This window comes from Epilithonimonas zeae, assembly GCF_023278365.1.
GTDB lineage: Bacteria > Bacteroidota > Bacteroidia > Flavobacteriales > Weeksellaceae > Epilithonimonas > Epilithonimonas zeae_A.
This window is the reverse complement of record NZ_CP075338.1, coordinates 3174429-3188316: the sequence shown is the minus strand read 5'-3', so window position 1 is coordinate 3188316 and position 13888 is coordinate 3174429. Positions and strand designations below refer to the sequence as shown.

Genomic DNA, 13888 nt, shown 5'->3' with positions numbered 1-13888 from the left:
TGTTGGTTGATAGTATTTCGTTATCAGAATAATTATTCTAATTTTCCGACAATTGCAAATTTAAGGATTTTATTTCACGATTTGAACCACATTTCTCTGACCTGGAACTTTTGTGAATTTTAGTTCATTGTCGTACCAAAGTTTTGATATTTGAAACAATGACGGAGTCCAGTTATATTCGATTTCAATAATGTCGTCGTCATTTACAGTCTGCGAATTCACAGTCTTTGAATATCGAATTATAAATCTGGATCTGTAGGTTTTTAGCTCAGGGCTGATAGAATCCTTAAGTTCCCTCACTGCTCCTGCAGCGTAATCCATATAAACAACTGTATCTGCATCTTTGAGAAGAGAATATCCCGTAATTGGTTTATTCGCAGTCGTTTCATCCAATTGGTCCAACAAAGCAACAGTTGAGTAGGAACCATCAATTTTTGAGTTCAATAAGTCCTGATTATTAGTCGCACTTCTAACATAAAGCATCAAAACTTGGTCAATTGCCTGTACATTTTCCTCATCTCCTCTACAAGAAAATAATAAAACAACTGCTGTTAAAATTATGGATATTCTTAGTTTCATTTATCGCTATTTTTTTCCGGATAATTTTTGAGTCAATATTTGAATTTCCAACTTCGAAAAGAAAAAATCTTTGATTCGAAAATCCGTTATTTGATAAAATTTCCAAAATAATACTGACGAAGATAAGCAATATGAAATAGATGTAACAATACAAGCACCTACAATACCCCATCTTGGAATTATAAAAACAGAAGCTATTACTGTGAATATCAATCCAAATATAGATTTAATATTCAGTATCCGAAGTTTATTAATTCCTGCAAAATAAAAACCAATAATATTACTTACAGCTATTGCCAAAATACCGGGTGACAAAAGCAAAATAATCTTTTTCGTCTGACTAAAATCTTTGCCAAATATCATCGAGTAAAATTGTGATGGTATTATTACAACAAAAATAATGAATACTAAGGTGATCAGAAAACTTATTTTGAGAGAAGTTTTGGCTTTGACCAAAATCTCGTTTTCATTGCTATTATTAACGACATCTGAGTATAGAATAACCGACAAACTCCTACTGACTGTCCAAATGGCTTCTGAGAATGCTACACCAATTGAGAAAATACCAACACTAGCAATACCTTTATAAAATTCTAAAAAATAAAATGACAACCTGTAATTTAGGAATTGAATAAATGCACTAAGCTGTGTTTTCCAACCATAGCTAAAGAGTAAATTCTGGACTTTACCAGAGAATCTAATTTTTGAAAATCTACAGTTTTTCAGAATCTGATAAGAACTTACCAAAAACAAAATTGCACAACATGCAATTTGTGCCATAAAATAGGCCTTAACAGACAGAATACCTAAAGCATAGATTATTAATATCAGAAAAACAATATGAACAGCTTGTTGCAGAATTGTGTATAAATTGAACATTTTTATATTCTTCTGCCCTACAAAAAGATTGATATTGGTAGTTAATAAAGATGATAAAATTGATAATGCTATGAGATAAAAAGTGTATTCTGAATCATGAAATAATAGAAGTATCAGTGGAACTAAAATACCAACTGTGAGAGACCAAAGATATCCATATAATAAAATCTGTTCGGATTTATATTTTGATGCAAAATAGGTAACGCTGCTTCCTGAGAAAATATTACTAATGAAACTGATAATCGTAAGATCTGCAATAACAATAGAAATAATACCTTTACCATCACTCCCCCACATATTAGTAGAATAGATGACAAGACCAAAATTGAGAATCAATATCAAGAATCGAGAAACAAAAGTCTGGATAATATTCATCCTCTGAAATTTTATTTTATTGAGCTTTTTACAAAATCTACAAAAGAATCCCGAATCATATCCCAATTATATTTTTCCTCATACAACATTCTTGCATTATGGACGTGAGTACTATATAAATTAGGATTATCAATATATTTCCCAATACAATCCGCAATCTGAAAAGCGTTTTCAGGATCAACCAAAAATCCAAACTTTGAAACTTCTACAAACTGTCTGGTAGCTTTCAAATCTGTATAAATTACAGGTTTCCCAGAAGCGGCATAATAGAATATTTTAATTGGTAAACAATGATGATTTTCCAAACTGATTTCCCTTAAGTCAAAACAAATATCCGCATTAGCATAAGCTTTTGTAAAATTTTCAAATGATGTAGGCTTTTTTATATTGATATTAAACTTATTATATTTCTTAAGTAATTCTGAAAAATAATCTTCGTCTTTCTTCCTGCGAGAACCACCAATCAATGTAATGTCAATTTGTAAATTCGGTCTTTCTTGTTGTAATTGATTGACCGTTTCAAAGAAATTGCCAATTCCCTTTTCTTTTGAGAAAACTCCTGTATAACAAAGATTTATTTTATTAGGATCTAAACTTTTTTTATTTTCATGAATATAAATATGATCTGGGTAATAAGGCAGAATCATACTTTTTTTAAATGGAAAAAAATATGCTAATGGAAATTTTTTTGTTTTCTCGCCAAAAATAAAATTATGACTTAAGAAGCCTGCATAAATCTGGATAAGAAAAAATTTGATAGCGTGAATAAATCTTAAAAAGATAGAATATTCTTCTATCATCCTAAAAGATGGATACCATTCTGTAATATCATAAGTGATATTTGTTTTTTTCTTTTTGTTGAATTTTCCTGCTGCAATGACAGCAAGAGGCTCTGAGCAAATAATAGAATCCGGCTGATAATCCTGACAAACCTTCAGAAAAGTATTAATTTTTTCTTTTGCATTAGAATCCAGAATTGGATAAGATTCGATTTTAATATTATTAAAATCTCCTTGGAAATCTGAACACAAACTACAAATTTTCACATCAAAACCTCGTTTCACAAGTTCCGTTGCTTGATGATAATATATACGATCATCATTATATTTGTGAGCCGTAGTCAGAAAAAGTACTTTCAAAGTATTATTTTGAAATTAATAGAAATTAATTAAAGATTAAGAAATTGTTGAAGCCCAACTTCTTGCAAAAGGTTGTAAGAAGTGACTAAGAAAGTCTAGGTAAGTGTTTTTAGAGAAATCGAAAACCTCGATATCTTTTGATATTTCACCATTTCTAATCTTACTTTTAAAGTCTGATAATTTCAAAGTTTTCACCTCTCCATTTTCTACGTAGCTTGCTTTCATCCTATCAAATAATCCAAGATCAAATTGGGCGTCCAGCTCTCTCATTACTTTCCCAAGTGCATCTATACTACAGCCAGAAGCTGCTTCTTTCTCTTCGTCAACACAAATAATAATAAATTGATTTTTTTCAATTTTGAAAGAAGAAGATAATTCTTTTCCGTGAGCTGCCCAATCGCCCAAGAAATCATACAATCTCTCTGCAATCACTTTACTCTCTTTTGCTGTAAAGGGTCTAGACGCTGGATATATAATTACACGGTAATCGTTTGTTTCTACAATACTGGATGCCTCGATTTTCATTATAATGATTTTAAATAAGTAAAATTAAGAATTTTTATCGAGTTCATACCGATTATATCTTTGACTGATAGAATACATCAGCATGATTAGTAATAATAAAATAAATCCAAAGAAAAATCTTAGTCCAGAAGAATGTGGAAAAAAAACAAATTTGATATAGATATTAGCAAAAATAAAAACTGAATAAAATCTTGTCCACTTATCTTTCGATAGATAGAAAATCAATCCTAGACTACCAAATGCAATTAAACTTACTTTCTTAAAATAGATAATTTTTCTTAATAATATTCTTAAATAATCAGTTATCCCAAAGTCTGCAAGTTCTTCAGAAATAATTGGTCGTCTGCAAATAAAAGAATCATAGAAAAGATTTTTCCAACCTGGGTAATGATAAAACTTCACTATGAAAATATATAAGAAAAAGAGAATACTTGTTTGTAAAATAACATTAAAATTTATTTTCTTTCTTTCATAAAAATTAAAAAGAAAATCAGTAATAAGATAAGTCAATGTAAACGTAATATAATCTGGTCTTATAAAAGTAATCGCAAATAAAATGGAAAACATTATCCATCTTTTCCACCGGCTAAACAATCCTATCATAAAGATTAATAAAAATTGCAGAATAAACATATCTGGTGTAGAAACTCTGGCCATATATGTCATAGGTGGTAATAATAAAATTGCCAATGTTATGAAAAAAACTATTAAAATGTTATTTGGAAAAATAATCTTAAATACAAAAAACAAAAGTATTCCTGAGAAAAAATACGAGAGAAGGCTCAAAAAAAGAACCGACATAGGGGCAGTAAAACCTATTTTGTATAAAATGGTAATTGCAAGATTATACCCGACTTTTATCTGAAAATAAGGAAGTTGTTCGGAAAAAGCTTTGGTACTTTTTTCAAAATATTGTCTTGCAACATCTTTAGGATTTTTGCCAATAACATCATTATATTGATCTATTGGCGCTTCTTTTTGTATGGAACTAAAGGTTAATTCTTTTACTTTTTCTGGATTGTTGGGATATTGAGAAGTGTACATACTGCCAATATAGCCTGGCATATCCCAATCATAGACTCTATTATTATAATTCCAAAGACAAAGAACAAATAAAACAGGTAACAAAAAGAAAAAAGAAAATGTCCATTTACTTTTCATGAATAATAAATCAAAACCAAAGAATTAATCAGAGATCTTCCGCTTCTGCCAAAAGTTCTACAATATCTTTAACTTCTACTTCTGTATTTTTATTGAAGTGCTTCACACCATCTGTCATCATTGTATTACAAAACGGACAACCAGTAGCAATCACTTTAGGTTCGAATGAAAGTGCTTCTTCTGTTCTTTCGATATTGATGTCTTTATTTCCTTTTTCAGGTTCTTTAAACATTTGCGCCCCACCAGCTCCACAACATAGTCCATTGGTTTTGCAACGCTTCATTTCTACTAATTCTGCATCAAGTTTTTCCAAAAGCATTCTTGGCGCTTCATATTCGTCATTAGCTCTTCCAAGGTAACAAGGATCGTGGAATGTGATTTTTTTTCCTTTGAAACTTCCGCCTTCGATTTTCAATCGGCCTTCATTCATCAAATCTTTCAGGAATTGAGTATGATGCAAAACTTGATAATTTCCGCCAAGACTTGGATATTCGTTCTTCAAAGTATTGAAACAATGCGGACAGGCTGTAACTATTTTTTTGACTTCGTAAGCATTCAGAACTTCGATGTTGGTCAAAGCCATCATTTGGAAGACAAACTCGTTTCCGGCACGTTTTGCAGGATCGCCCGTACAAGATTCTTCTTGTCCCAGAACAGCAAATTCCACATTGATTTTATTAAGGATTTTGCAGAATGCCCGTGTTATTTTTTTCGCACGATCATCAAAACTTCCAGCGCAACCTACCCAGAAGAGAACTTCGGGAGATTTGCCTTCAGCAGCATAATCTGCCATTGTTTTTATAGTGAAATCCATTTGTTATAAATGTATTTTGTATTAATGTAAGATGTACTTTTACTTCAAAATTAATCGTTAGCCCAATTCAATCTGTCAGCCTGATTATATTGCCAAGGTGCAGCATTATTTTCGACGTTTGTCATCATTAAGTTTAATTCTTGTGGTGCTGCAGATTGTTCCATTACCAAGAATCTCCTCATTTCAAAAATGATGGAAAGTGGATCAATCAAAACAGGACAAGCTTCTACACAAGCGTTACAAGTCGTACAAGCCCAAAGTTCTTCTTTGGTAATATAATCGTTCAGTAGCTTTTTGCCATCATCGACGAACTTACCTCCGTTTTTATTAAGGTTTTTTCCGACTTCTTCCAGACGATCTCTGGTTTTCATCATAATCAATCTTGGAGATAATTTTTTGCCAGTGATATTAGCCGGACAAACCGAAGTACATCTTCCACATTCGGTACAAGAATAAGCGCTCATCAATTGATGTTGATTCAGATCAAAAATATCTTCTGCTCCGAATTTTGAAGGAATTTCTGCCTCGCCTTCTGCAGGAGCTGCATAAGGATCAGCATTCGGATCCATCATTAACTTGATTTCTTTAGTTACAGAATCCAGATTATTGAATTTCCCTTTTTTCTCAAGATTCGCAAACCAAGTATTAGGAAACGCTAAAATAATATGAAGGTGCTTAGAATAATATAGATAATTCATAAAGAAAAGAATGCCGACAAAATGAAACCACCAAGCTGATTTTTCAAAAATATGAAGTGTTTCTATACTGAAATTTCCAAAGAATGGAAATAGATGTTTTGAGATTGGAAAGTTTGAACTGAAACGAGTTGAATCTGCATAGAAATCTGCTCCGTTCATTGTGAAGAAAGCAACCATCAAAGCAAACTCAATAATCAAGATCCAATTGGCATCTTGTTTTGGCCAACCGAATAATTCTTTCATCGTTAATCTTTTGACACCATAGAAATTTCTTCTGATAAAAAATACGACCACTGCTAAGACAACCAAAGCCGCTAAAATTTCTAAAAATCCTGTGAAAAATGCATAGAAAGAATCTCCTAAAACACTTTGCAAAAATCTGTGCGTTCCAAAAATACCATCAATGATAATTTCTAATAACTCGATATTGATAATGACAAACCCAACATAAACGAAAATGTGTAAAATCCCTGCAATAGGACGTTTCACCATTTTGCTCTGTCCTAGCGCCACTCTGGTCATTATTGCCCAGCGTTCCGCTTTTCTGTCGGTTCGGTCAATTTCTCTTCCGAGTTTTATATTGCGATATAATTCTTTCAGGCTTTTAGCAAATAAGCCGAAACCTGCAATCAATAAAATCAGAAATATTACATTGTCAATATATTGCATAGATTATTTTTTATCAGCGTTTTTACCAAAAACCGAGAAGTTCACATATCTTTTCGGATTAGCCTTGAAATCTTCTACCAGAGCATTCAGGTTTTTAGAAGTCTTTTCAAGATTATTGTAAAGCTCTTCATCTTTCGCCAATTTACCAAGAGAACCTTCACCGTTTTGTATGCCGGAAATAACGTTATTCAGTTTCCCTGCGGTTTGGTTGAATTGGTCAATTGTGCCGTTCAGTTTATCAATATCTACACGTTCTGCAACAGATCCAAATTTATCCAAAGTTTTATTGGCTGTCATCATCGCATTGTTAGCATTAGCCACAACTTCGTGCAGACCTTTTTCATTGTTGGCAAGGATAGCATTTGTTCTGTCAGATGCGCCTTTGAAAGACTCGATGGTTCTGTTGAGATTCATTAATAATAATTTGATCTCTCTTCTGTTTTGCTCATCGACAATTTTGTTTGTACTTGCTAAAGTTGAATCCAACTTCAGTAGTACTCCGGAAAGTTGATCTTTAACTGGTTTTACTTGTGAAGAAAGAGAGTTAAGCATAGACAATTGATAATTTCCTTTCAGCGTATCACCATCTTTTGCAATTCCTCCTCCATAAGCAAGATTGATTTTCATTTCTTTCCCAGACATCAATCCTGGTTCAAAAATCTCTAATGTAGAATTTTTTGAAAACTCAAAATTATCATCTATTGTCAACTTAACAACAAAATGTAATCTGCCATCTTTTGTAGTTATCGGTTTTATCTCATCTACTTGTCCTACCTTCAATCCATTTATAGAAACCGGATTGGAAACAGAAAGTCCTTCTACATTATCATACTTGGCATAGAAAGCATTATCTGTTGTAAAAAGGTTTTTTCCTTTCATAAACTGATAAAGTACAACGAAACCAATTATGGCGAATATAGCGATTAATCCTGTTTTTAATTCTTTACTTAACTTCACGTTTTATTTGGGTTTTACTAATTAGCAAATATAAGAATATTGGGTTTATAATTGATATAAATAAAAAACAACAAAAGCGACAATTATGCCGCTTTTGTTTATATTGATAAATGTTGGGAAATTATTGCTGAGCTGCCTTATCCCAAACTTCGATTCTAAAATCTTTGATGTTAGCATTATCCTGAAGACTCTTCAAGAATGCACCTGTAAACTGCTGAGAGTTTTGCTGGTTGATAGATTCTGTAATCTGTTTGATATCACCTGGCAATTTGTTAGTCTTAACAGATTTTTTAACCACCAGATAAACACCTGTCATCCCTTCAACTGGCTGAGACAATTTGTTTGTTGCTACTCCAAATGCTGCACCTGCAACTTTAGGTTCCATAGCGCCATTTACAGCTGGGTTGAACAAGTTAACATCTGCATTTCCTTTTGTAGTTCCAAATGCTTTCGCTGCTTGGTCAAGAGTAGAATACTTCCCTGAGTTGATTTTCTCAATGATTTTCTTAGCAAGAACTTTATTTTTTACAATTGGCTCAATTTGATCTCTTACAGTTTCCGGATCAGCAAGACCTTCATCCTGTTTTCCTACAACGTAAGCCACAATTCTGTCACCTGTTCCTTCCACTGTGAAGATATCTGTATCTCCAATATTTCTTTTCTTATCGAAAGCCCACGCAATCACATCTCCATCCTTGTCTGTGTTAAGACCTGGAAGCGTTCCTTGGAAACGACCAACTGTTTTAGGATTATCAAATCTGTATTTGTTTTTCTCAGCTAAGCTTTTGAATTGATTGAAACTTTTACCTTCAGTTTGTTGAATAAATCTCGTTGCCTGAGTAAGAACTTGATTTTCTGTTTTGTCAGAAGCTTTGATATTTTTAGCTAAGTGTGCAATTTTATAAGTCATAGCACCACTTTTTTTATCTTCAATATTGATGATATGGTATCCGAAAGCTGTTTCTTGTAATCCAGTTGCTCCTTTAGGATTATTTGCTAAAAAGCTTAAATAACCTGGCGCAAACTGACTTGCTGGTGTTGTCCAACCCACACTTCCGTTTCTTTCTACGGCATTTGGCTCATCAGACAATTTTAGTCCTTCAGCGAATTTTGTAGGATCAGCTTTGATTACTGCTAACAAACTATCTGCAGTTTTCTTCGCTGCTTCTTTTGTTCTGGTTGCTGTAGATCTTTCCGCTCCTTTGTATCCAATCAAGATATGTTTTGACAATGTAGAATCAGACGCTTTTTTATCTAGCAATTTAGAAACAACATAAAGCGTTTGCTCTTTATAAGGACCAAAAGTTTGTCCAATCGCTGCAGTTGCAATTTTATCTTTCAATTCAGCTGGCAATTGAGCAGGGCTTACATACTGAGGAATGAAAGGTACATCAGAATTCAATTCTACGAACATAGAATCGTTCTTTGTATTCTGGAAATTTTCTGCTCCATTAGAAGCATCTGTTCCTTTAAGGTATAATTTGTTGATTTCGTTCAAAGTTGCAGCATCATCCTGAGCACTTGGTGCAGCTGGGAAATAAGCATAAGCCAAATTTCTGCTAGCCGTAGCTTTGAATCTTGTTGGATGCAATTTGATATAATCTGCAAGATCTTGAGTCGTCACTTTTACGTTATTCTTTTTAGCAAACTCAAGGTAGTCAACTTTCACAAAATCGATGTTTGCCATATCATCACGGAATTTGATCATCAATTCAGCTTCTTTTTTGCTGGTTGTGATTCCTGAAGTGATATTTCCGAATAACATTCTGGCCATCATTCTGTACTCGATAGACTTTTTATTTTTCAACCAATAAGAATAATTTTCAGGGCTAGACGCTTGTGCCTTTTCTATTTCAGATTTAATTTCCTGAAGTTTGAAATTACCTTTCTCATCAAAATATTGTTGATTCTGAGCGAACATTGGATCATATTGCAATTGGCTCCAGAAAATATCATCAGTCAACTGAAGACCCATTTTATCAAACTGCTGTTTGATTAATTTTGACTGTACAAGAATCTGCCAAGCCTGCTCTTCAAGACCTTTTGTAGGTTGACCCTGCTGCTGAGCCTGTTGCTGCATGATGAATAACTGGTCGTTGTACTCATCTCTTGTAATATCTTCGCCATTCACTTTACCAAAAACATTCGGGTTTTTTGAGAACATCTTATCAAAAGTATCTGCGTTGAAAAGAAACGACACCAACCCTAAGGCTATTACACCTAACAGAAGCCATGATCTCTTTCTAATTTCGCCTAAAATTGCCATTTTATATTATGTGTTTATAATCAGTTTGCGAAAATACATATTTTTAGCAGAATAGGAAAATTATTTGGATACATTTGTGAATGTGCAATATAAAATAAGAAAAACCTCTAGATTTAGAGGTTTTTTGTTTACTTATCGTTTTTCTTATCGAGAACTTTTTCCCGCATTTTTCCTTCCGTCTGGAATAATTTCAGAACCTGTTGTGGTGTAAGAATTTTTAAAAATTTATCAGCATAAGTTCTTCTGTTGTTTAGAAGTTGCTGACCAACATCAAAACTTTGATTAAGTCTTCTCGTAGCTTCTTCGTCCGAAAGATTTCCAATGTTATTTTCTACAAGGAATTTTTCTTTAATCTGCTTCTGATTGGTTTGATATTCAGCATAAAGCGCCTTGAACTCGTCTTGTTTATCTGCAGAAATATCAATATCATCGATGACAATATTTTCCTTCATTTTTTGTAGAAAAAGAGAGCGTTCTTTTGTAGACATATTGTTCACCACTTCTCTTTTCTCCTGTGTATTCATACTTCTCCACTCAGAAGTTCTAGGAATATTGGTCTGTCTTTGCATAGTTCCAACTGGCGATAACGATGAAGAAGTGCCACGCAAGCTAGAATTCGAACCCGAATTAGACCTTAAATTTGTAGTCCCGGATCTTCTGTCTTGTCCACTAACTGTGTGAGCAGAAAAGAATCCGGCAATTAAAATAGTCAATAACAATTTTTTCATTTCTCTCTATTTTGTTATTAATTATAAAGATCAAGATAAACATCTTGCTCACTATTTCTATCTAAGTCTTTCAACTGGTCTGGCGTAAAAGCCACTAAAACCTTCTCCACTTCTGACTCAGATTTTCTTTTAGTTTCTACAGCGTAATCTTGTCGGTCGGTATTATTAAAAGATTTTGCATTAGAAACATTTACTTTAGCAGAAGTGATGTGATGATTTTTAACATTTTGTTTTTTGATAACATCTGTATGATGATCTTCAGTCACAGTGTTATTTGCCAATTGTTCCGATGTATTGCTTTTAGGCTCATTAATATTATAAACAGAATCTACAATTGGTTTTTGACTAGCAAAGCTCTGTGTTTCAGAAGAATTATCGAAGCCTAAAAACGCTGTAAGTCCCGCAATCAAAACAACTGCAGCGGCAGCCATCCATTTGAAATTCAGAGAGAAAACTTTTGCTTCTTTCTGAACGACAGGAGTTTTCTCACCAATCGTTTTCGAAATCACCTGATCCTGAAGCGTTTTGAAAAACTCATCCGAAGGTTCAGGATACGGTGTTTTTCTGTTCAGTTTTTCTATATCAATTTTCATTTGCTCTTATTTTATTTTTTATCAAATGAAATGTCAAAAACATTTCATCATTATTCTCTTATTATTTTAAAACTCTTCCGAGTAATTGTCCTTTATATACTGCTCTACCTTATCTTTGGCGTAATGATAATTGGTTTTCAAAGTTCCAACGGACATATCCAAAATCTTCGAAATCTCTTCATAAGGTAAATCATCATAATAACGCATGTTGAAAACCAACTTCTGCTTTTCTGGCAACGTCTGAATTGCTTTTTGGAGCAATATCATAATCTCTTCTCCATCTCTTCCAGCATTATCAGCGACTAGATTCTGCATATAATATTCTGCATCCTCATCTGTCTTCCTCATCCGGTTCATTTTGTTGAGTTGCTGCAAAGCCTCATTGGTTGCAATTCTGTAGAGCCAAGTGTACAATTTGCTGTCACTCTTGAACTGGTGAATATTCTGATACGCCTTGATGAAAGTATCCTGCAAAACATCCTGAGCTTGGTCGTGATCCACAATCAACCGTCTGATATGCCAATAAAGGCGACTCTGATAGTTATCCATCATCGCGCGCAGACCTTTCTCTACAGTCTGAGGTGCAGTTAAAAGCTTTACAATGTCCTCATCCTTGAGCTTCATTCAGATGTTTCGTTGTTTTGATTAAAAAATAAAACCAAAGTTAAATTATTTTTTCAATTTTCTCTGAAAACCTCTATCCAAAATCAAGCCTTTCCTATTAATAGGTGGTTTCAATTCATCAAATTATTACCTTTGTTAGATGCAAACAGTAATTATCGGTTCGGGGAATGTAGCTTATCATCTTGTGAAAGCTTTTAAGCAAAATAATATTGAAATTCATCAGATATTTGGCAGAAATGAAGCTGAATTATTAAAAATTTCGACTGAATTCAACATTCCTTTTTCAACTAATCAATTGGGAGATGCAGAACTTTATATTATTGCCGTTTCCGATTCTGCCGTGGAAAATGTTTCTGAATTAATTAAAAAAGAAAATGCTTTAGTTGCCCACACTTCCGGTTCGTTGCCAATGGAAATACTGAAAGGTAATTATAGGAAAGCAAGTTTCTATCCTCTACAGACTTTTTCTAAGACCAAAAATCTGGATTATTCCAAAATCCCTTTTTTCGTTGAGGCTGAAAATCAGATTGATGAAAAATCATTATTTGAACTGGCCTCAATTATTTCTGAGAATGTCGAAACCTCAGACTATAAAAAGAGAAAATACATTCATCTGACAGCCGTTTTTGCGTGCAATTTCGTGAATCATCTTTTTGCAAGAGCTAAAGAAATTTCAGATTCTCAGAATTTAGATTTCAATTATTTTATTCCGTTGATTGATGAAACTGTTGAGAAGATTCATCATTTGGAACCAAAATTGGCTCAAACCGGTCCGGCAGTAAGAGGTGACGAAAGAGTCCTGAAGCTTCACGAAGACTTGATTGCAGATGAAGAGCATTTGAAGATTTATAAACTGATGAATGAATCAATTAAAAAAATGTATCAATAATTCTGTAACATTTTCTATAATCTTACACTAATTATTTGAAAACAGAAAATATAGAAATTATGAAATCTCTCAAAAAATTAGTCATTCTTCCTTTGTTATTATTAGGATTAATGGTTTCCGCACAAGAAACAGCCAACCGTTTCTTCTATGAACTGACATATAAACCGAAAAAAGATTCAACAAGATTGGATAAAGTAATGACAACGCTTGACATTGCTAAAGACAAATCGATTTATCAGGATTTTACTTTGCCTGCGCAAGATTCTATCATCAAATCTGCAGTTGAAGAAATGGAGAAAACAAAAACCTTCAAGGATATGTCCAAAATGATAAAATGGCCTAAATTTTCCTATAAAATCTACAAGAATTATCCTGCAATGGCAGAAATGTACGTTGACAGAATCAACAGAAATCTTTTTGCCTACGAGGAAAGTCTAAAATTTGATTGGAAAATCCTGACTGACAAAGAAAAAATTGGAACTTACAACACCCAAAAAGCTACAACTGAGTTTGGAGGAAGAAAATGGACTGCTTGGTTCTCAACTGATATTCCTTTCCAAGATGGACCTTACAAATTCTACGGATTGCCAGGATTAATTGTGAAGATTGAAGATGATGAAAAAAATTACTCTTGGTTATTATCTGGTAACAAATCGGTGAAAGACTGGAAAGAATTCACTTACGCTGAAGAAGTTAATGCAAAATACGGGATGAGCAATGAGAAGAAAACGATTGCTAAAGATAAATTCGAAAAAGCTTATGCTGCCTTCAAACAAGATCCGATGGCAGAAGTAAGAACTCAGGTTCCGCAAAATATGCTTTCTATGAAAATGCCAGGAAGCGACCTTACCATTGGAGAAATGTTGAAGAATCAGGAGAAAATGCTAAACGATTTCTTCAAATCTACAGACAACCCAATAGAAGTTCAGCAGGTTACAGAGAAAAAGAAAAAATAAACATAAAGCCGGAAATTAATTCCGGCTTTTTTTATG

At 33.3% G+C, this 13888-nt stretch carries 14 protein-coding genes; 2 read left to right on the top strand and 12 right to left on the bottom strand.

What is annotated here, in order from left to right:
* Window positions 1–69: 69 nt before the first annotated feature.
* From KI430_RS14525 to KI430_RS14470, 12 genes are all read right to left on the bottom strand, one after another.
* Window positions 70–579 (bottom strand): hypothetical protein, encoded by a 510-nt coding sequence (locus KI430_RS14525; RefSeq protein ID WP_248875661.1) that lies wholly within the window; start codon window positions 577–579, stop codon window positions 70–72.
* A gap of 6 nt (window positions 580–585) precedes the next feature.
* Complete coding sequence (locus KI430_RS14520) at window positions 586–1833, bottom strand: polysaccharide biosynthesis C-terminal domain-containing protein (RefSeq protein WP_248875660.1); 1248 nt, start codon at window positions 1831–1833, stop codon at window positions 586–588.
* 11 nt (window positions 1834–1844) lie between these two features.
* A complete protein-coding gene (locus tag KI430_RS14515; protein WP_248875659.1) occupies window positions 1845–2972 on the bottom strand; it encodes a glycosyltransferase in 1128 nt (375 codons plus the stop codon).
* A 36-nt stretch (window positions 2973–3008) separates the two neighbouring features.
* Window positions 3009–3497: a hypothetical protein gene (locus KI430_RS14510; protein ID WP_248875658.1), complete on the bottom strand. Its 489-nt coding sequence runs from the start codon at window positions 3495–3497 to the stop codon at window positions 3009–3011.
* 24 nt (window positions 3498–3521) lie between these two features.
* Window positions 3522–4658, bottom strand: a complete 1137-nt coding sequence (locus KI430_RS14505; protein ID WP_248875657.1) for a hypothetical protein — start codon at window positions 4656–4658, stop codon at window positions 3522–3524.
* Between the two features lie 28 nt (window positions 4659–4686).
* On the bottom strand, window positions 4687–5472 hold the full coding sequence (locus KI430_RS14500) for a (Fe-S)-binding protein (RefSeq protein ID WP_248875656.1): 786 nt from the start codon (window positions 5470–5472) through the stop codon (window positions 4687–4689).
* Between the two features lie 50 nt (window positions 5473–5522).
* Window positions 5523–6839, bottom strand: a complete 1317-nt coding sequence (locus KI430_RS14495) for a 4Fe-4S dicluster domain-containing protein (protein ID WP_248875655.1) — start codon at window positions 6837–6839, stop codon at window positions 5523–5525.
* 3 nt (window positions 6840–6842) lie between these two features.
* Window positions 6843–7796: an MlaD family protein gene (locus KI430_RS14490; protein WP_248875654.1), complete on the bottom strand. Its 954-nt coding sequence runs from the start codon at window positions 7794–7796 to the stop codon at window positions 6843–6845.
* A 121-nt stretch (window positions 7797–7917) separates the two neighbouring features.
* On the bottom strand, window positions 7918–10062 hold the full coding sequence (locus tag KI430_RS14485) for a SurA N-terminal domain-containing protein (protein ID WP_248875653.1): 2145 nt from the start codon (window positions 10060–10062) through the stop codon (window positions 7918–7920).
* 128 nt (window positions 10063–10190) lie between these two features.
* Window positions 10191–10790: a hypothetical protein gene (locus KI430_RS14480; protein WP_248875652.1), complete on the bottom strand. Its 600-nt coding sequence runs from the start codon at window positions 10788–10790 to the stop codon at window positions 10191–10193.
* A gap of 17 nt (window positions 10791–10807) precedes the next feature.
* Window positions 10808–11383 carry a hypothetical protein gene (locus tag KI430_RS14475; protein WP_248875651.1) on the bottom strand — a complete coding sequence of 192 codons (576 nt, stop codon included), beginning with the start codon at window positions 11381–11383 and terminating at the stop codon, window positions 10808–10810.
* A gap of 66 nt (window positions 11384–11449) precedes the next feature.
* Window positions 11450–12007, bottom strand: coding sequence for an RNA polymerase sigma factor (locus KI430_RS14470; RefSeq protein WP_248875650.1), 558 nt, complete (start codon window positions 12005–12007; stop codon window positions 11450–11452).
* 139 nt (window positions 12008–12146) lie between these two features.
* Here KI430_RS14470 and KI430_RS14465 point away from each other — a divergent pair, with 139 nt between their 5' ends.
* Window positions 12147–12896: a Rossmann-like and DUF2520 domain-containing protein gene (locus tag KI430_RS14465; RefSeq protein WP_248875649.1), complete on the top strand. Its 750-nt coding sequence runs from the start codon at window positions 12147–12149 to the stop codon at window positions 12894–12896.
* A 59-nt stretch (window positions 12897–12955) separates the two neighbouring features.
* Window positions 12956–13852 (top strand): GLPGLI family protein, encoded by an 897-nt coding sequence (locus KI430_RS14460; protein ID WP_248875648.1) that lies wholly within the window; start codon window positions 12956–12958, stop codon window positions 13850–13852.
* Window positions 13853–13888: the final 36 nt, after the last annotated feature.

Bases quoted from the DNA above. Each gene is read 5' to 3' on its own strand.
- KI430_RS14525 (WP_248875661.1), bottom strand. From the start codon at position 579: ATGAAACTAAGAATATCCATAATTTTAACAGCAGTTGTTTTATTATTT.
- KI430_RS14520 (WP_248875660.1), bottom strand. From the start codon at position 1,833: ATGAATATTATCCAGACTTTTGTTTCTCGATTCTTGATATTGATTCTC.
- KI430_RS14510 (WP_248875658.1), bottom strand. From the start codon at position 3,497: ATGAAAATCGAGGCATCCAGTATTGTAGAAACAAACGATTACCGTGTA.
- KI430_RS14505 (WP_248875657.1), bottom strand. From the start codon at position 4,658: ATGAAAAGTAAATGGACATTTTCTTTTTTCTTTTTGTTACCTGTTTTA.
- KI430_RS14500 (WP_248875656.1), bottom strand. From the start codon at position 5,472: ATGGATTTCACTATAAAAACAATGGCAGATTATGCTGCTGAAGGCAAA.
- KI430_RS14495 (WP_248875655.1), bottom strand. From the start codon at position 6,839: ATGCAATATATTGACAATGTAATATTTCTGATTTTATTGATTGCAGGT.
- KI430_RS14485 (WP_248875653.1), bottom strand. From the start codon at position 10,062: ATGGCAATTTTAGGCGAAATTAGAAAGAGATCATGGCTTCTGTTAGGT.
- KI430_RS14480 (WP_248875652.1), bottom strand. From the start codon at position 10,790: ATGAAAAAATTGTTATTGACTATTTTAATTGCCGGATTCTTTTCTGCT.
- KI430_RS14475 (WP_248875651.1), bottom strand. From the start codon at position 11,383: ATGAAAATTGATATAGAAAAACTGAACAGAAAAACACCGTATCCTGAA.
- KI430_RS14470 (WP_248875650.1), bottom strand. From the start codon at position 12,007: ATGAAGCTCAAGGATGAGGACATTGTAAAGCTTTTAACTGCACCTCAG.
- KI430_RS14465 (WP_248875649.1), top strand. From the start codon at position 12,147: ATGCAAACAGTAATTATCGGTTCGGGGAATGTAGCTTATCATCTTGTG.
- KI430_RS14460 (WP_248875648.1), top strand. From the start codon at position 12,956: ATGAAATCTCTCAAAAAATTAGTCATTCTTCCTTTGTTATTATTAGGA.